The organism is Streptomyces sp. NPDC093586 (assembly GCF_044764905.1).
GTDB lineage: Bacteria > Actinomycetota > Actinomycetes > Streptomycetales > Streptomycetaceae > Streptomyces.
Genome location: NZ_JBIWJA010000008.1, coordinates 1 through 18413 on the forward strand (window position 1 = coordinate 1; position 18413 = coordinate 18413).

At 70.8% G+C, this 18413-nt stretch carries 14 protein-coding genes and 2 pseudogenes; 12 read left to right on the forward strand and 4 right to left on the reverse strand.

The annotated features are described in order from the left end of the window. Positions 1-271: 271 nt before the first annotated feature. The gene (locus ACIRFH_RS11195) at positions 272-625 is read right to left on the reverse strand and encodes a winged helix-turn-helix transcriptional regulator (RefSeq protein WP_403519159.1); all 354 of its coding nucleotides are present in this window, start codon (positions 623-625) and stop codon (positions 272-274) included. A gap of 134 nt (positions 626-759) precedes the next feature. Here ACIRFH_RS11195 and ACIRFH_RS11200 point away from each other — a divergent pair, with 134 nt between their 5' ends. Continuing rightward, positions 760-1734, forward strand: a complete 975-nt coding sequence (locus tag ACIRFH_RS11200; protein WP_403519160.1) for a zinc-binding alcohol dehydrogenase family protein — start codon at positions 760-762, stop codon at positions 1732-1734. A 256-nt stretch (positions 1735-1990) separates the two neighbouring features. Here ACIRFH_RS11200 and ACIRFH_RS11205 read toward each other — a convergent pair. Then, positions 1991-2737 (reverse strand): annotated as a pseudogene (locus ACIRFH_RS11205) (transposase family protein); the annotation flags it as partial. 286 nt (positions 2738-3023) lie between these two features. Between ACIRFH_RS11205 and ACIRFH_RS11210 the strand changes: the two are divergent. Both ACIRFH_RS11210 and ACIRFH_RS11215 read left to right on the forward strand, forming a co-directional pair. Further along, positions 3024-4367, forward strand: coding sequence for an endonuclease domain-containing protein (locus tag ACIRFH_RS11210; protein ID WP_403519162.1), 1344 nt, complete (start codon positions 3024-3026; stop codon positions 4365-4367). Positions 4368-4534: 167 nt separating this feature from the next. Then, the gene (locus ACIRFH_RS11215; RefSeq protein WP_403519164.1) at positions 4535-5200 is read left to right on the forward strand and encodes a contact-dependent growth inhibition system immunity protein; all 666 of its coding nucleotides are present in this window, start codon (positions 4535-4537) and stop codon (positions 5198-5200) included. A 176-nt stretch (positions 5201-5376) separates the two neighbouring features. Here the strand turns inward: ACIRFH_RS11215 and ACIRFH_RS11220 are convergent, their stop codons facing one another. Beyond that, entirely contained in the window at positions 5377-5919 is a 543-nt protein-coding gene (locus ACIRFH_RS11220) for an MOSC domain-containing protein (RefSeq protein WP_403519166.1), read from the reverse strand. Positions 5920-6222: 303 nt separating this feature from the next. Between ACIRFH_RS11220 and ACIRFH_RS11225 the strand changes: the two genes are divergently transcribed. Both ACIRFH_RS11225 and ACIRFH_RS11230 read left to right on the forward strand, forming a co-directional pair. Continuing rightward, positions 6223-6684: an ATP-binding protein gene (locus ACIRFH_RS11225; RefSeq protein ID WP_403519168.1), complete on the forward strand. Its 462-nt coding sequence runs from the start codon at positions 6223-6225 to the stop codon at positions 6682-6684. Between the two features lie 25 nt (positions 6685-6709). After that, positions 6710-7240 (forward strand): annotated as a pseudogene (locus tag ACIRFH_RS11230) (transposase); the annotation flags it as partial. Positions 7241-7566: 326 nt separating this feature from the next. Here the strand turns inward: ACIRFH_RS11230 and ACIRFH_RS11235 are convergent. Next, entirely contained in the window at positions 7567-8439 is an 873-nt protein-coding gene (locus ACIRFH_RS11235) for an aldo/keto reductase family oxidoreductase (protein ID WP_403519170.1), read from the reverse strand. A gap of 140 nt (positions 8440-8579) precedes the next feature. Between ACIRFH_RS11235 and ACIRFH_RS11240 the strand changes: the two genes are divergently transcribed. The 7 genes from ACIRFH_RS11240 to ACIRFH_RS11270 all read left to right on the forward strand — a co-directional run bounded on the left by ACIRFH_RS11240 (position 8580) and on the right by ACIRFH_RS11270 (position 18188). Further along, positions 8580-9017 (forward strand): winged helix-turn-helix transcriptional regulator, encoded by a 438-nt coding sequence (locus ACIRFH_RS11240; protein ID WP_403519501.1) that lies wholly within the window; start codon positions 8580-8582, stop codon positions 9015-9017. A 385-nt stretch (positions 9018-9402) separates the two neighbouring features. Then, positions 9403-11361, forward strand: a complete 1959-nt coding sequence (locus ACIRFH_RS11245) for a DEAD/DEAH box helicase (RefSeq protein ID WP_403519172.1) — start codon at positions 9403-9405, stop codon at positions 11359-11361. 456 nt (positions 11362-11817) lie between these two features. Further along, a complete protein-coding gene (locus ACIRFH_RS11250; protein WP_403519174.1) occupies positions 11818-12231 on the forward strand; it encodes a hypothetical protein in 414 nt (137 codons plus the stop codon). 162 nt (positions 12232-12393) lie between these two features. Further along, positions 12394-15396, forward strand: coding sequence for a hypothetical protein (locus ACIRFH_RS11255; RefSeq protein WP_403519176.1), 3003 nt, complete (start codon positions 12394-12396; stop codon positions 15394-15396). Between the two features lie 190 nt (positions 15397-15586). After that, the gene (locus ACIRFH_RS11260; RefSeq protein WP_403519178.1) at positions 15587-16471 is read left to right on the forward strand and encodes an ABC transporter substrate-binding protein; all 885 of its coding nucleotides are present in this window, start codon (positions 15587-15589) and stop codon (positions 16469-16471) included. Next, on the forward strand, positions 16468-17436 hold the full coding sequence (locus tag ACIRFH_RS11265) for an amino acid ABC transporter permease (RefSeq protein WP_403519180.1): 969 nt from the start codon (positions 16468-16470) through the stop codon (positions 17434-17436). Before ACIRFH_RS11260 ends, ACIRFH_RS11265 begins: the two co-directional genes overlap by 4 nt. A 23-nt stretch (positions 17437-17459) precedes the next feature. Beyond that, positions 17460-18188 (forward strand): amino acid ABC transporter ATP-binding protein, encoded by a 729-nt coding sequence (locus ACIRFH_RS11270; RefSeq protein ID WP_403519503.1) that lies wholly within the window; start codon positions 17460-17462, stop codon positions 18186-18188. Positions 18189-18413: the final 225 nt, after the last annotated feature.

Sequence of the window (18413 nt, forward strand, 5' to 3'; positions counted from 1 at the left end):
GCAGCAACGGTTCGAGCTTCGGGCCACGACGGGGCACTGACGCACCAGCAGCAGAAGTCATGCAATTTCTAACGATCAACTACTGGCGCAGGACACTAGCTCAGACCGAGGATGGAAAACGCTCCCTGTACTTGTCACCAGGCCGGTACGCTGCTTGTCACCGTGAGTGCAAGGCATCACCGTTCTCACCGGCGGCGCCCACCCTGAGCTGTGCGGGAGCCTCGTCACCAAGCGTGCTCGACAGCCGTCGTGCCATTGCTGGCGAGTTCTGTCAGCCCATGTTGGTGGTGTGGTCGTACGCGTCGCGGGCGGCCAGCAGGGTGGGCATGTGCTCCTCCGCCCAGCGCCGGCCGGCCGCGATGAATTCGAGCAAGGTGTGGCCCAGCGCGGTCAGTTCGTACTCCACTCGCGCGGGGACCTCGGCGTAGACGGTACGGGTGATCAGCCCATCGCGTTCCAGCGCTCGTAGGGTCTGGGTGAGCACCTTCGGGGTGGGGGCACGCAGGGGGACCCGGAGCTCGGAGAACCGCCGTGGCCCCTGCTCCAGACACAGGATGACCATGGCGGACCATTTGTCGCCGACCCGGATCGGCATCGCGCTGCTCGGACAGGCCGGATGGAACATGTCGGGATCAAGCGGTTGCACCAGTACCCCCGCGGTAGCCAGATACCCTTGAAGTAACCATTATGTCCTGCACTACCTTCGCGTCGGCGGCGCAACCGATCGTCGCCTCTCCGGATCATTGATGCGAGGGAAGCATGCGTGCTGTCCGATTCCATGACTATGGATCACCCGCCGTACTACGCGTCGACGAAGTGCCCGTTCCCCAGCCGGGCCCCGGGCAACTGCTGGTCCGGGTCACCGCCGCGGGCATCGGGTTCGCCGACGTCCAGATACGGGCCGGCCTGATGCGACAGACTGCCCTCCCCGATCTGCCGATGCCGTTCTCGCCGGGCTTCGAGGTGGCGGGCACCGTGGCGGATGTCGGGCCCGGCGTCGATCCCGCAACGGTCGGCAGGCGGGTGGTGAGCGCCCTTTCTGGCGGCGGTTACGCCGAAATGGCGGTGGTGTCTGCCGCCGCAGCCCTGCCCTGCCCTGACGCCCTTGATGACCGCCAGGCACTGGCGCTGTTGGGTCAGGGTTCGACCGCAGTCGGGGTGCTCCGGGCCGCAGCACTGCGAGCAGGCGACACCGTACTGGTCGAAGCCGCTGCAGGCGGTGTCGGCAGCCTTCTGGTGCAGTTGGCCAGGCGCGCCGGCGCCACTGTGATCGGCGTTGCCCGAGGGCAGAGGAAACTGGCCGTGGCCAAGCGGCTCGGCGCACACACAGTGATCGACTACACCGCGCCGGACTGGCACGAACACGTACGCGATGCGGCACGCGGCAGCGTGCAGGTGGTCCTGGAGGCCACGGGTGGTTCGGTATCGGAGGCCGCGTTCGACCTGCTGACCCCCGGCACAGGCCGTATGGTCGTCTATGGCATGACCAGCGGGCAGGCACCGCGCTTCGACCCGCTCGCGGTGTATCACCGAGGCGTCTCCGTGACCGGATTCGCCTCCATGGCCCTGACAGCGGACCAACAGACCCGACTGCGCGACGAGGCATTCGCCCTGGCCTCCAACGGTGCACTCAAGCCGATCATCGGTGCTGTCCTGCCGCTGTCGAAGGCCGCCGCAGCGCACCAGGCCTTTGAGGAACGCACCACCATCGGCAAAACCCTCCTCGTCCCCTGAACACCCACTATCGGTGTGAACCCCGCCGGGGCGCGCCGACGACGGTTTCGGCCTGCCGGTGACAACAGGTCACCGAGTGGGACGTAGAGGCCGACCTCCCTGACACCCCTGTCCCAGACGCCACCCGTCCGCGCATCGTTGCCGCCTTCATGGCCCATCTCGTGGAGACCGGGGGAATCGATTGAGCACGGGGATCGACCAGTCCGCTCTCGCCGCACCCATGCCATGACCACCTCGATGACACCGAGCATTTCCAGCGCTGCCGCTCCAGGGTGAGGACAGCGGCGGCGATTGACGAGAGCCGGTTCGGGCTGCAGCGGGCGCGGCGGAAGATCCGTCAGGACTTGAGCCTTGCAACGCTTCGTTCAACCGGCGCCCGAGCTGCCGACAGGGCTCTGTTGGCCGTCCGCTGGGTGGGCGTGAGCTCTCCAAGGGGCGGCCGTCCGACCGGCGTGGTCGCCCAGGGGCCGGCGCCGATGTAGGCGCGGTCGGCGATGACGGGAACGCCCTGGCGCTCGCGGATACGGATGATGTGGTGGGTGCGGGCCGCGGTGAGGTCGTGGGTGCGGCCGGGCAGGGCGGGCGAGATCTACAGCGGGTTGCCCGCGGGATCGGCTACGACCTGCACGTTCACCCCGTGGCGGCGGTGCTCGGGGGAGAAGTCGGCCCGGCTGTCGCCGACCCGGTCGCACTCGGCGAGCGTTCCGTCGAGCAGGACGTAGACGAGGTCGGTCTCCCGCAGGATCCGCAGCAGTCCAGGTGCCCGGTGGGACAGGTGGTCGATGACGGCGGTGGCGTAGGCGTGGGCTGTGCCGACGGATATGCCGAAGCCCGCGGCGATCTGCGTGAGCGTGTCGTGCCGGCGCAGGTGGACGAGGCCGGTCAGGGCCCGCTGGTGAGGCGGGAGCTTGCAGCGGCGGTCACCCTCACGGGTGACGATGAGCATGGTGACCCAGTCGACCAAGGCGTGGGGCAGGTCGAGTGCGGCAGGTTGTGGAACCAACAAGGCCCCCGAGCTGATGAGTTGAGACGCCGAGCACCTCTCTCAACGGCACGGGAGCCTCGTCCGTTGCGGGGCCCCGGCCGGTCACCCGATCAGTGGCCACTCTGAAAGACCTCACTGATGCGCGAGGGCGGCTTGCCCGGTTCTTGACGTTCTGGTGGTGAGGTTACGGGCTCGGGAGGTGCTGACGAACCCGATGCTCAGGGGTATGGAGTTGCGGACGGTGGCCCGGCTGACCGTGGCGCTTGGGATCCGTTGCCGCGTTGCAGGCCGTTAGCCTGTCGGTATGTCGGAGCGTGTCATGCCCGGTCGCACGGACGGCCTGATCCCCCTGGTTGCCGCGGACGCTCTGTGGGTCGATTTGACGGCCGGCAGTGCTGTGCCGACGGCTTCTGGGACATTCACCTGCTCTCCTGCCCCTGTCCAGGTGGGGTACGTCCTGCTCGGCTGCCATGTGGTGGCGACGGTGAGGGCGAGCGACGGTCAGTGGGGTGTTCCGGAGGTTGAGGTGCGCCGGGCGGCCGCGGACCTGAACGCGGTGAGGATGGATCGGCAGGACCTGGTCCGCATCGGTCCGTTTCGTGGGGCGCCGAGGCAGGAGTGCAACGAGGAAACGCCGCTGCGTTGGCGTCAGCGCATCAAGAGGGAGCTGCAGGAACTGGGCGACCCCGAGCGGGCAGCACGACGTGAAGTCGGCAGGCCGTACCATCTGGCGGGGATCGACTGGCGACAGCTGCTCGTGGAGCAGAGCCGCGACGGGACGCGGCGCACGTGGTGGCTGCCGCGCGCTGTGGTCAGGCTGCTGGACGCGGCCGAGCACGCCGAAACGCAGTGGGTGCGAGCCGCGCAGACCCGCCAGGCAAGCGCAGCCGTCACCGAGCCGCCCTCCCACCCCCGGCAGGCCCGAGAAGCCGGCGGTCGGCAGGCGACGAGCCCCGAGGGCTCCACCGCCTCGCTGCGCCCGTACGACAAAGAGCTGGAAGGCCAGCTGTACTCGGTGCTCAGCAGGAAGCCCGGTACCTCCCGCAGGGTGGCCGGGTGGGCGTGCGCCGTCTGCCGCACCGCGCCCGCCACCGTGCTCGACCACTGCCACGAACACGGCTACGTCCGCGCCCCCGTCTGCCAGTCCTGCAACACACAGGAACGCCCCGACCACCTGTACAGCAACGACATCCGCGTGGCGAACCGCTACACACGCCTCTTCCACACCGACGCCGACGACTGGCTCCGCCACTGGCACCGCTGCTCCGGCTGCCGCGCACGCACCACCCTGCCCCTGCCGCACCTCGCCGCATGGACCGCCCACATAGCCTGCCGATCACTGCGCCCGACCCATCGCGCCCCCCGCGGGCGCAAGCCCTGCGGTGTCCTGCGCGTGTCCTGGACGGGAAGTCAGAACGCACCCCGTTCCTGCCTGCTCACTGTCGCCGTCGACTTCTGCCCCTCCGGCGAGCACCGTGTCCTGGCGCAAGTCCCCTACCGCGAAGCCGCCGAGCGGTTTCGTACCTGGTTGGCCGAGACGGCCCCTGCCGTGGCCGCCGCGGCCGGTCCTGACCGCCTGGACGGCCTCCCTGCCCAGTTCCGGCCAGTCATCGCGGACACCAGCGGCGAGGACCTGGAACTGTTTTGAGCGGGCACCGGGAGACCTGACACCGTTCCTATTCAGTGCGTGGCAGCCCACCACAGGAGGTGCGCTCGGTCCGTGTCATTCTGAAGCGGAACCCCCAAGCCCCGCGGATTTCCGGATCCTGACCTCGTACCTCACCCCTTGAGTCATGACCACGACGGAGCAGCCTCATGACGCTGTCCCCCGGCCCCGGATCCCGGTTCTACGAGGTGCAGGAACTCCTGGAGGCCTACGCGGCGCACGACTGCACCTTCACCGACACTCCCGAGACCCCTGGGCCCGCCCTGTCCGCGTATCTCAGGATCGTCTCCCCAGACCCGCAGCGGACAGCCGACGCAGTACATCAGCTTGATGACATCCTCCGGACCGGCCTGTTCTCCCCCGAGATCGCGGACGACATCGAACTGCTCCCGAAGATCGAGCCGCCGTCCGGGCGGGGCGTCGAAGAATGCCTGCGCATCATCCGCGAGCATCTGGTCCGCCACCTCGGAAGCCCCGCACAGCAGAACCGGTCCTTGCCGCAGAACAAGTGGGAGTACAGAGAACGTTTCCCGGAACTGAACCAGTTCCTCGGAGCCCACTTCCATCAGGACTTCTCCGATGAGTACACCTCCTACGCCGAGGCTGTCGACGACTACTTGTCGGGGGCATCGGACGCTGACCTGGACCAGCTCGTACGGGACGTCACGGGGCTTCTCGCCATGGCCGCCACGGACAAGGACCTGAAGCAGGCTGTCTCCGTGCTGGGCATGGACGTATCACCTCCCTCAGGAATCAGCGTCCGCCGATGGCTCGAGGAGGTGGCCGGGACCGTCGCCGAGCGCCTTCGCCGCTAGGCATCGGCGTTCCCTTGGCTTTGCGCTTCATCGGCGGATGCTGTCGTTCCTCCAGCCTCGGTAGCGACGGTCCTGGCGGCGGCCGGAAGTGGCCCGCGCGGGTGGCCGTGCCCCCAGGGAACCCGAGGGCGTCCCCCCGGCGGGTGCGGTGGGTTGCGGGCCCGGGGCCGCATCGGTCAGACCCGGTCCAGGGGCCGGTGCGGGCCGCTGGGAAGCTCCACTTCGATCGTGTCGCCCGGGCGCACCGCTCCGCCCTCCTTCACGATGCTCATGATTCCGGCCTTGCGCACGACGTTCCCGGCCTCGTCGCGGCCGACGACCTGCTTCAGCAGCCCGCCCTGGAAGTTGTCGATCTGCACGCAGGGGTTGCGCAGGCCGGTCACCTCCAGCACCGCCTCGTCGCCGACGCGCAGCAGCGTGCCGACCGGCAGGCCGAGCAGATCGATGCCCCGGGTGGTGATGTTCTCGCCGAGGTCGCCGGACGCCACCTCGAATCCCTCCGCGCCGACCTCGGCGAAGAGTTCCTCGTGGATGAGGTGGACCTGGCGCAGGTTCGGCTGGGTGGGGTCCTGGGCGACGCGTGAACGGTGCTTGACCGTCACGCCGGCATGGACGTCCCCCTCCACCCCGATCCCGGCGAGCAGCGTGATGCTGTCCCGGTTCGGCTTGGTGAACGAGTACTCGCCGTTGCTGCTGACCGCCGTCACTGTCCCGCTCATCCCCGGAGCCCTCCCACGATGCCGATGAACCAGCCACGACCCTAACCGCCGGACTGCGGTACGCAGCGGTCACGGTCGAACGTGGGTGCGGCCGTCACCGCGTCGGCGCCGGGTGCAGTGCCGGGTGGCGGTCCGCGGCCGCGTCGGGGACGTGGACGATGCCGACGGGTGCACGCGGTCGGGGCCGGGCCGGGACCAGGTCGTCCGCCGCGCCGTGTACCGGCGTCCGTCCCGCCGTACAGCACGGCGTCGTACAGGCCGTGACGCTGGTGGCGGGCCGGGCATCACCACCACGCTGACCGCATGCACATCCCCCTCCGTACTCCGACGCACCCGGCGGACTCCACCGAGTTCGCCATGGCCTTCACCTCCACCCCGCGCGGCGCCCGTCTCGCCCGGCTCTTCGTCGCGCACTGCCTGAACGCCTGGGGCCACCCCTACGACGGCCACGTCAACGAGACACTGACCCTGATCACCGCCGAGCTGTGCGCCAACGCCGTACGGCACGGACGCGTCCCCGGCCGGGACTTCCACGTCCGGCTGGCCGCCGAGGCGGACGGTGGGCGGCTGCGCCTGGAAGTCTCCGACACCCGCGTCGAACGCCGGCCCGTCGTCGCCGTTCTCGCGGAACCCGACGCCGAATCCGGCCGCGGCCTCCTCCTCGTCACCGCCCTCGCCGATGACTGGGGTGTCACCGACCGCCGGGGCGGCCCCGGCAAGACCGTGTGGGCGACCCTGAGCACGCACCGGACCTCGGCGGAATGACCACACCGAACACGCGCGGCTTTCCGCCCCTCCCTACCAGGGCACCGGCCGTCCGCCGGCGGCGAGGTACCCGGACAAGCCGATGACGGTGAAGGAGCTGGTCGTCCAGGCCGGCCGGCAGGCGGCCCGTCCGGTGTCCTGACGCGAGGGCTCGAGGCCGGGCACGGGCCGCAGCGGCTTCAAGCGCATGTACTCGCGCTTCGTCGCCCTGCGGATCCGGCCCGCCGGACGCGAGATCCGCCAGGCCACCCAGGGTGCGGAACTGCCCGAGCGGTGGCTGCTGGCCCAATGGCCCGCCACCGAGCCGGAACCGGTGCAGTTCTGGCTCTCCAGCCTGCCCTCCGGCATGCCCCTGGCCACCCTGGTGCGGCTGGCCAAGCTCCGCTGGCGCATCGAGCACGACTACCGGGAGATGAAACAGGCCCTGGGCCTTGCCCACTTCGAAGGCCGCACCTGGAACGGCTGGCACCACCACGTCACCCTCGTCTGTGCCGCCCACGCCTTCTGCACCCTCCAGCGGCTGGCACGAGCCCCAAAAGACGCGGCGCAGGACTGAGCCTCTGACCAGGTCGTCCGCGAGTTGCAGACGCTCCTCGGCCTCTGGGCCGACACCTGCCCCACCTGCCACCGCGCCGTACCCATCCCCATACGAACCTGACCAAGCCCTACCGGTCCTCGGGAGACCTCGGCGCCTACCCGGCCACCGACGCGGGGTGGGCTGCCACCGCCGGTGTGACACAAGTTCCTGACGGTCGATGACCTGAAGTCATCCAGGTGAGGGCGAATCGTCCTGCTTCGGCCCCGGCCGCGCGAAGGTGACCGGGGCCGGAACTTGAACGGTGGCTTTGGTCGTGGCTTGTGAGGCGGTCAGCTCTGGGGCATTCAGCGGCTGATGTCGTCCAGCTCGGTCAAGTCCTCATGGGAGAGGGAGAGTCCCGCGCCGGCGATGTTCTGGCGCAGGTGTGCCGTCGATGACGTGCCGGGGATGAGCAGGATGTTCGGTGATCGCTGCAGCAGCCAGGCCAGTGCGACGGACATCTGTGTCGCCTCCAGTCGAGCGGCGACCGCCGAGAGCGCCGAGGACTGAAGCGGGGTGAAGCCCCCGAGGGGGAAGAAGGGCACGTATGCGACGCCGTCGGTGGCGAGCCGGTCGATGAGCTTGTCGTCGTGGCGGTGGGCGAGGTTGTACATGTTCTGCACGCACACGATCGGCGCGATGCTCTGTGCCTCGGTGACCTGCTCCTCGGTGGCGTTGCTGATCCCGAGGTGGCGGATCAGGCCCTGCTGCTGGAGTTCGACGAGCGTGGCGAACGCCTCGGCGAGCGAGCCGGGCTGGGGACCTTCGGCGTTGCCGAGTCGGAGGTTGACCAGGTCGAGTACGTCGAGGCGGAGGGACTTGAGGTTGTCGTGGACCTGACGGCGCAGATCTTCGGGTCGGCGGGCTGTAGGCCAGCCGCCCTGTTCGTCGCGGGTCGCGCCCACCTTGGTCACGATGTGCAGCGACTCGGGATAGGGGTGCAGTGCCTCGCGGATCAACTCGTTGGTGACACGCGGCCCGTAGGCGTCGCTGGTGTCGATGTGCGTGATACCGAGGGCGACCGCTTCACGCAGCACGGCCAGGGCACCCTCGCGATCGGCGGGTGGCCCCATGACCCACGGGCCGGCCAGTTGCATGGCGCCGTAGCCGAACCGGGTGACGGTCAGGTCCCCCAGAGTCCAGGTGCCGCCGGGAAGAGAGAGGGAAGGTGTGCTCATCTTGTTGCCTTTCATCGTGCACTCGGGGGTGGCGCCTGCTGCCTCCCTGCATCAGCATTGGAGAGAAACTTCCTGTCGGGAAGTAGGCACTTGGGAGTGCGTAACCCACCCATTGGTGAGAGGTGCGATCAGTGACGACGATGAAGGCGGCCCAGAAGAGGGCTCAGGCCAAGGTGGAGTACAACGCGTTCCTGGCAGGGTGTCCCAGCCGGCAACTGCTCGACCGAATCTCGGACAAGTGGGTCGTCCTGATCCTGTGTGCGCTGGGCGGCGACAACAGCCCCGGCCAGCCCGGTGCAGCACACGCAGACGCTCCGAAGGCGATGCGTTACTCCGAGATCTCTCGTCTTCTGGCCGGGGTCAGCCAGAAGATGCTGACCCAGACGCTGCGGTCGCTGGAGCACGATGGTCTGCTCACCCGTACCGTGACGCCAACCGTCCCTGTCACCGTCTCCTACGAGCTGACCGACCTCGGCCTCTCGCTCCACCACATGACCCGCGGGCTCAGAAACTGGGCGCAGACACACATGGCCGAGGTCCTCGCAAACCGCGAGAACTACGACGCTCGCACCCCCTGATGACTCACATCCAACCGTCCAACAGCTCTACGTTCTCGGCCTACACCCTCAACTGCGAAGAGCCCAGCAGACGCTGGACAGCGTCCTCCCACGAGATCTGGGTCATGCTTCGCATTCTCTCTTCCGACGGATCAGTCACAGCGCCGGCATCGATGTGACGACAACGAACGGCGGATCGAGATGGGGCCGGCGCCTTCGGCCATGGACATCACCGTGCATCCGCACCTCGTCCGTGCCCCGCGGCGGGAGTCCGGGATCCGACCAGGTGGGTACCGATGTCCGAGGTGGGCGGTATTTTTGACGCTGATCGTCAGGGCGCGGTCGCCGGACGTCACGGCGTCGCGCGTCCGGCGGTCCCGGTGATCGTCCTGTCCGAAAGGTCCTCGTGAAGCCCACCCTGGCCGCCGCGCAGCTCCGCGGCAGTCTCACGCAGTACCTCACCACGACGTACGCGCTGGCCGACGAGGACACGCGGCTGGCGCTGGAGCGGTTCCTCGGGGATCCGGAGACGGGCATCTTCCGGGGGCCGTACCTGCGGATCAGGACGCCGTTCCACCCGGCCGACGACGGGTGGCGGTCGGCGCTGGAGTGGCAGCCGTCGTTCACGCCGTGGCGGCACCAGGCGAAGGCGTGGGAGCGGCTGAGCACGTACAAGGGGGCGGCCGAGCCGACGCTCGTGACGACCGGTACCGGGTCCGGCAAGACCGAGTCGTTCCTGATCCCCGTGCTGGACCACTGCCGGCGGCAGAAGGCGCTGGGCCGGCGCGGGGTGAAGGCCGTGCTGCTGTACCCGATGAACGCGCTCGCCACCGACCAGGCCGGCCGCATCGGCGAGTACCTGGCGCAGCCGGAGCTGGCTCAGGTGACGGCCGGCCTCTACATCGGCGACAAACCGGACACGGATTTCCGGCGGGTGATGACGCGGCGCGAGGAGATGCGCCAGTCGCCGCCGGACGTGCTGATCACCAACTACAAGATGCTGGACCTGCTGCTGCAGCGGGCCGAGGACCGGCCGTTGTGGGAGGGCGCGGACCCGGCGTACGTCGTGCTGGACGAGTTCCACACCTACGACGGCGCGCAGGGCACCGACGTGGCGATGCTGCTGCGGCGGCTGGCGTCCGCCGTGGGCGCCTCGAAGCCGGAGCGGCCCCTGGGGTCGATCTGCCCGGTGGCGACCTCGGCGACCCTCGGTGAGGGCGGGGGCGACACCGGCGGCATCCTCACCGTCGCCGAGCAGGTGTTCGGCGTGCCGTTCGGTCCGGACTCGGTGATCGGTGAGGAGCGGCTGAGCGCCGACGACTTCGTCGGCGACATCGACTACGAGCTGCCCGAGCCCCCCGATCCCAAGGAGGTCATCGAGGTCTCGGGCGGGCCGGGTGTGGAGTCCGACCCGGACCGGCTCGACCTGGACGGGCTCGCCGAGCGGCTGCTGGGGCGGCGCGGCCTGGACGTCTTCCAGATCGGGCGGCTGCTGAAGAAGCACGACTTCACCCACGGGGTGCTGGCGCTGCTGAACGGCGATCCGCTCGACGAGTGGGGGCTGCGGGACCGCATGGCCCGCTTCGGGTACGCGTGGGCGCGCACCGCGCGGGAGAACCCGCGGCTGGCACTGGAGGCGTTGTCACGGTTCGTGGCGCTGCTGTCGTCGGCGCGGGACCCGGAGTCCGACCAGCACAGGCCGCGTCCGCTGGTGCACGTCGAGGCGCACCTGTGGGTGCGGCCGGTGGGGCGGGTGCTGAGCGGGGTGGGCGCCCGGCCGGAGTTCCGCTGGTACGAGGACGAACGGAGCGCCGCGCGGCGCTCGGCCCTCACCGCGGCCTCCGCGTCCGAGGACACCTCCGACGGCGAGGAGTGGCCGACGGCGGACTCGCGGCGGCCGCAGGCGCTGCCGGGTTCGGACACCGTGCAGCGGCCGGCGCAGGCCCACCTGCCCGCGATCTACTGCCGTGTCTGCGGCCGTTCGGGCTGGGCGGCGCTGTCCCCGGAGGCGGATCCGCAGAAGCTGGAGACCGGCCCGCTCAAGATCTGGCAGGCCGCCGTCGGGCGGGACAAGCGGCGGTTGCGCTACTTCGTCTCGGCCACGCCGGCCGAGGCACGGGACGCCCTGGCCGCGCTCACCGGCGCCGCGCCGAAGCAGGCGGGCGGCGTCGACCCGCAGTCCGTGGTGGTGCTGGACGGGGCGCAGGGCACCTACCGCCTGCCCGTCGCCGAGGACGGGGAGGGGCTGCAGGACGCCTGGTTCGCGCGGGCCGTCCTGGACAAGAAGACCGCCGACCAGGCCGCCAAGGACGACACCTGCCCGGCCCGGGCGTGGACTCGAACAGGGCCACGGCATCGGCCTTGAACTCGTCCGAGTAGTCCTTCATCGCCATCGGCGGTCTCTCGCTTCCTCCGGATCAAGCAGATCCAGTATCAGCGTGTCCACCACTCAGGGGGAGGCTCCAAGCGTTGGACGCTCGGTTCTCCGCATCGGCCGGCCTGGCGAGGAGGTGTGGTCTGCCCTCGCCTCTCACATGTCACGAGCGGGACGGAACCGATGCCGCGCCAAGGGGAACCTGTCCCACAGAATCTCCGAGCGGATCTCGCCACCGAGGACCGCGGCGAGGAAACGGGTGACAGTCAGGTCGTACCGCTCCCACTCCTCTCCGGACCCGTCATTGATCACGACCGTACGACTGGGGAATGCCGAAGTGCGACGCACCGACGTCTTTCCCCCGGTATCGCCGGGAGGGCACCGAGACGGCGCAGAAATGCCTACGCTCGTCCCACAGTTGTGTGACCCGCGGAAGAGGAGGGTGCGATGGATCCCATCGTGGTGTCGGCGGGGTCGGCCTTGGTCGGTGCGATGGCCACGGACGGCTGGGAGCGGGCCCGGGAGGCTCTGGTCTCCCTGTGGCGGCGCGTGCGCCCGGAGCAGGCGGACACGGTCGGCGCGGAACTCGCCGCCGTCCGCGCCCAGCTCCTCGTCGCCCGGAGCGCGGGGGACACCGACACCGAGGAGGCTCTGACGGGGAGTTGGCGGCTGCGGCTGCAGGAACTGCTCTCCGAGAACCCTGCCTTGGCCGACGAGCTGCGACGGCTCCTCGACCAGGAGTTGGCGCCCGCGATGACGGCGCACACGCGGGCCGACGGCGCGTCGACCGTGATCAATGCGAACGCCTCCGGGAACTCCAGGATGTTCGTGGCGGGGCGCGACCAGCACATCACCGGTTGAGCAGGCACGTCGGCGCTCGCCGGCACCGGACGTCCCGGCCGGACGGACGCAAAGGGCCGTCCACCGCTTCGGCGCGGGCCCGGTCGGGACGTTCCCCCTGCTCGGCCTCGACGCACGCCCCGTTCGACCGTCGGAGGGGCCACCCCGGGAAGAGGAGTTGAGGTGACGCATCCGTACTCGCCGAAGGAGGCGCCGGACGACGGGCGTCCGGCGACGTCGTCGGCCCGACGCACCGATGACACCGGCGGCACCGGCCCGCACGCGGACCCTTCCTCCGCGTCGGCGGACGGCGAAGGCTCCAAGGTGTTCATCACGGCCACGTCCAGCGGCTTCAGCCGCACCTACATCGCCGCCGGGGACATGACGGTCCACGACGCGCCGCCCCCGTACCACCTCACGGCGTGGCCGGCCGACCTGCCCGTCGTGCCGCCCGGGCAGGCACGCGCGCACCCCAGTCTGCTGCTGCGCACGAGCCACGCGGTGGTGCCCTTCACCGGCCGTGGGACGGAACTGGAAAGCCTCCGCCGGTGGCGCGACGACGACGCCCTGCCCGGGCCGGCGGTCCGGTTGGTGCACGGCCCCGGCGGGCAGGGCAAGTCCCGGCTGGCCGCGCAGACCGCACGGCTGTGGTCGGCCGACGGGTGGTCCGTGCTGGTCGCCCGTCACCGCCGGGACCTCTCCGCACCGGTCGCCGACACCGTCGAACCGGTGGCGGGTGCCCGCGGAACACTGGTGGTGGTCGACTACGCCGAGCGCTGGGACCTGCTCGATCTGGTGTCCTTGCTGAAGGACCTCCGCGCACCCGGCGTCCGCGTGCGGGTGCTCCTCCTCGCCCGTTCGGCCGGCCAGTGGTGGGAGGTCCTCCGGTACCGGATCGACCGCGATCTGGGGATGCTCGCGGACACCCAGGTGCTCGGCCCGCTCGCGGAGCACCCGGTCCACCGCGTCCACCTCTTCACAGCGGCACGCGCCGGTTTCGCCGAGCGGCTCGGTGTGCCGGACCCGGAGCCGGTGACGCCGCCCGCGGCTCTCCTGCGGCACGAGGCGTACGGCCTGGTCCTCAGCGTGCACATGGCCGCGCTCACCGCCGTCCTCGCCCACCTCGACGGGACCACGGCCCCCACGAAGCCCACGGAGGTCTCCTCCTACCTCCTCGCCCGTGAGCGCGACCACTGGCGGGAGCTGCACAACGGCCTCGACCGCCGGTTCCCCACCGACCCGGACACCATGGCCCGGGCCGTCTACACCGCGACGCTCACCGGCCCGTTGCCCTACCGCGTCGGCCTGCGCGCCCTGCAGAAGATCGGCGTGCACGCCGTCCCGCCCGACCACGTCCTCGCCGACCACGGCGTCTGCTATCCCCCGACGGTGACCGGTACCGTCCTCGAACCGCTGTATCCGGACCGCCTCGGCGAGGACTTCCTCGCCCTCTCCACCCCCGGACACGCGTCCGCGTACCCGGCCGATCCGTGGGCGGACGAGGCGGCGGCGGAGCTGCTGTCCGGTACCCTCCAGGACTCCGCTCCCACCTGGGTCCCGCCGGCCCTGACCACCCTGATCGAAACCGCGCGCCGCTGGCCCCACATGGCCGAGCGGCTGTGCCGGGTGCTCCGTGCCCATCCCTGGCTCGCGGTACGGGGCGGCAGCGGCGTGCTCATGGCACTGGCCGAACTCGACGTCCTCGACAGCGCCCTGCTGGAGGCGATCGGTGCCCACCTCCCCGTCGGCGCCAGCCTCGAACTCGACATCGGCATCGCCGCGTTCGCCCGGCGCCTGACCAGGGACCGGCTGGCCCGCACCGACGACGCCGCGACCCGTGCCCGGCTGCGGACCGAACTCGGCGCCCGGCTGTCCTCGGCGGACCTCCACCGCCAGGCGGTGGTCGAGTACCAGGAAGCCCTCGCGCTCTACCGCGGGCTCGACCCCGATAGCTACACGCTCGACCAGGCCGAGGGGCTGTCGATCGCCCTGGGCGGCCTGGGCAACTCCCAAGCCGCGCTGGGCCGGTACGAGGAGGCGCTGGCGAACACCACGTCGGCGGTCGAGGCCTACCGCGCGCTCGCCTCGATCTTCCCCACCACGCACGGGCCGGTGCTGGCGAGGACTCTGCTCAACCAGGGCGGTCAGCTGTGGCACCTGGGGCGGCGGCAGGAGGCGGTGGCGGCCACCGAGGAGGCCGTCGAAGTCTGCCGAGCGCGGGACGGCGGTCAGGTCACGCACGAGGCCGAGGCGGCCCGCGGCGCCGCGCTGGGCAACCTCGGCATGATGCTCCTGCAGACGGGCGAACCGGAGAGGGCGCTCTCCGTCACCGCCGAGTCGGTGGAGATCCACCGGCGGCTCGTCGAGGCCGACCCGGCCTCCCATCGGCCGGGACTGGCGGAGAGCCTGTACAGGTACGCGGCGGCCCGCGAGGCGCTCCGGGCCGAAACCGGTCGAGCGGCCGAGGCCGTGGCCGAGGCCACCGAGACGTACGCCGACCTGGCCGGTGTACGGCGGGACCGGTTCGCCGACGCCCTCCGGTCCAGCCTGCGACTGGAGGAGGACCTCGACGACACCTCGTTCCCGGCCGAGCTGCGACGGGTCGCCCTCCAGCGCGGAGTCCACCACGTCTCGGTGACCCCCGACGGCGCACACGCCCTGGCGGCCGCCCTCCTGGTCCACCGGGCGGAACGGTGCCTCGCCGAGGGACGGTTCGCCGAATGCCGTGACCTGGCCACCGACGCCGTCGAACGGTACCGGGGCTTCGCCGGGAAGGACCCGCGGACGTACGGGCACGAGCTGGCGAACGTACTGCACCTGGCCTCGCTCGCCGAAGGCAAGCTGGGGGAGTTCGGCCCGGCCCTGGCGCACAGCGCGGAGGCGACCCGGCTCCTGCGGCCGCTCGTGCGGGCCGACCCCGACGCCCTTCCCGCCCTGGCAACCGCTCTCCTGACACACGTGGGCATCCGCCTCACGGCGGGCACGGATCTCCCCCTGGCACTCGAACCCGCCCAGGAGGCGGTGCGGCTCTACGGGGAACTCGCGAAGCAGGCACCGGCCACGTTCGGACAGGATCTCGTCCTCTCCTACCGCTTCCTCGTCGATGTCCTGCACGGCCTCGGCGACCACGCGACGGCCGACGAGATCTCCCGTGCCCTCAACACGATGCCCCGGGGCGAGTCGTAGGGCGGGCGCCCACCGGAGCCCGACCGTCCGGTGGGCGCCCGCCCGCGTACGGCACCCTCCTGTACACGCACCGACGCCAGGGGCTCCGCCCGTGCCCGTCTGTTCACAGAACGGCAACACCCGTTCCCACCATGCGGATTATCACGGCGTGCCCTCGACAAACCGGGGACCTCACTGTCACCCTCCCGCCATGCACCTCGTCCCTCGTGTTCTGCGCCGCGTCCTCGCCGGCGCCACCGTCGCTCTCCTCGCGACCGCGGTCGGCTGCGCCCCGCAGCCCGAGGCCGACGCGTCCGCCACCTCCTCCGGTCCGGCCGGCGCTTCGTGCGCCAAGGGCAAGCTCCCCACGAAGACCTCCGGCAAGCTGACGATCGCCACCGACAAGCCCGCCTACGAACCGTGGTTCAAGGACGACGACCCGTCCAACGGCGAGGGCTTCGAGTCGGCCGTCGCGTACGCCGTGGCGGAGCGGCTCGGGTACGGCGAGGACGCCGTGGTCTGGCAGAGCGTGCCGTTCAACAAGGCCTTCGCCCCGGGTGAGAAGACCTTCGACTTCGACATCAACCAGGTCTCCGTCAGCGACGAGCGCAAGAAGGCCGTGGACTTCTCGTCCGGCTACTACGACGTGCGCCAGGCCGTCGTCGCGCTGAAGGGCTCCAAGGCCGCGAAGGCGACCGGTGTCGCGGACCTCAAGGGCCTCGAGCTGGGCGCCCAGGTGGGCACGACGAGCCTCGACTACATCGAGGACGTCGTGCGGCCGGCCCGGGACGCCGCCGTCTACGGAAAGAACGACCAGGCCAAGTCCGCGCTGAAGAACGGCCAGGTCGACGCGATCGTGGTCGACCTGCCGACCGCGTTCTACATCACCGCCGCCGAGGTGACCGACGCGGAGATCGTCGGCCAGTTCGAGAACCAGGGCGGCGCCCCGGAGCGGTTCGGCCTGGTGCTGGACAAGGGCAGCGCGCTCACCCCCTGCGTGACGAAGGCCGTGGACGCGCTCCGTGAGGACGGCACCCTGACGAAGATCGAGCAGCGGTGGCTCTCCGACGCGGTCGACGTACCGGTGCTCACGTGACCGTCGTCAAGGGCGGGTCCGGCCGTGACGGCGCGGACGACAGGACCGAGGAGGACAAGGACGGCAAGGGCGGCGGACCCGGCGGCGACGGCACGGCCGGTTCGTCCGGCGCCGCCGACCCGTACGTCCCGTCGCCGCGCCGGCTGGAACGTGAGCGGTACCGGCGCGTCCGGGCCCGCCGGGCCACGGCCATCGCCGCGCTGTCGACCCTGGTCACCGGGGCCGCCCTGTACCTGCTCGTCGTCAGCGCGCCCGGCTGGCAGCGCACCAAGGAGACGTTCTTCAGCCCCGAGTACGCGCGCGAGGCGTTCCCGAAGGTCATGGAGGGCCTCTGGCTGAACCTGCGGCTGCTGCTGGTGTGCGGTGCCGCCGTGCTGGTCCTCGGCATGCTCATCGCCGTCGCCCGCACCCTGCGCGGCCCGGTGTTCTTCCCGCTGCGGGTACTGGCGGCGGCGTACACGGACTTCTTCCGCGGGCTGCCGCTGATCATCAACCTGATGATCGTGGTCCTGGGCGTCCCGGCGCTGCGGCTCCAGGGCGTCACGGTCGACCCGGTGCTCCTGGGCGGTACGGCGCTGACGCTGACGTACTCGGCGTACGTCGCCGAGGTGTTCCGCGCGGGCATCGAGTCGGTGCACCCCTCGCAGCGCGCCGCGGCCCGCTCCCTTGGCCTGTCGAACCGGCAGGCGCTGCGGTTCGTGGTGCTGCCGCAGGCGGTGCGCCGCCAGGTGCCGCCGCTGCTGAACGACCTGGTGTCCCTGCAGAAGGACACCGGTCTGGTGTCGATCGGCGGCGCGGTCGACGCCGTGCGCGCGGCGGACATCGTCGTGGGCCGCAGCCTCAACTACACGCCGTACATCGTGGCCGGGCTGGTGTTCGTCGCCCTGACGATCCCGATGACCCGCTTCACGGACTGGGTGACGGCCCGGACGGACCACCGGCGGGCGCAAGGAGGAACGACGTGAGCGGCGACGTGCCGGTGCTGCGGATGGAGTCCGTGCGCAAGACCTTCGGCGGCTCGGTCGTCCTGCGGGACGTCGACCTGGAGGTCGCCCCGCACACGGTGACCGCGCTGATCGGCGCCTCCGGTTCCGGCAAGTCGACGCTGCTGCGGTGCGCCAACCTCCTGGAGGACATCGACGACGGCGCGATCTGGCTGGACGGCGAGGAGATCACCGACCCGCGCGCCGACCAGGACGCGGTGCGGCGCCGGATCGGCGTGGTCTTCCAGGCGTACAACCTGTTCCCGCACATGACGGTGCTGGAGAACATCACGCTCGCCCCGCGCCGGGTGCACGGCGTCCCCCGTGACCGGGCCGGGGAGCAGGCCCGGGACCTGCTGGAGCGGCTCGGGCTGGGCGCGAAGGCGGGCGAGTACCCGGACCGGCTCAGCGGCGGCCAGCAGCAGCGGGTGGCGATCGCGCGCGCCCTCGCCGTGCGCCCCCGGCTGCTGCTGCTCGACGAGATCACCGCGGCCCTCGACCCCGAGCTGGTCGGCGAGGTGCTGAACGTCGTGCGCGACCTCAAGGGCGACGGCATGACCATGGTGCTGGCCACGCACGAGATGGGCTTCGCCCGCGAGGTCGCCGACCAGGTCTGTTTCCTGGACGGGGGCGTGGTGCTGGAGCGCGGCACCGCCGAGCAGGTCTTCGGCGACCCGCGCCAGGACCGCACGCGGCGCTTCCTGCGGCGGATCGTGGAGGCGGGCCGCCTGTGAGGGGCCGCGGCGGGCCGGGGTGACCGGAGGGGGTGGCCTCCGATGAGCCGGTCGAGGCCGCTCCGGAGCAACGGCGGGGAGACGCGGCACGAGGGGAGACGCCGTCTGCCTTCTGGACCGCGAGGGCCTCTCTCGCTGGGTGCGAGGGGAACGCCGCACGGGCGTCAGGATCAAGGACGCCCACCGGTTGGGCATCCGCGTCATGACCACCTCGATGACCCCGAT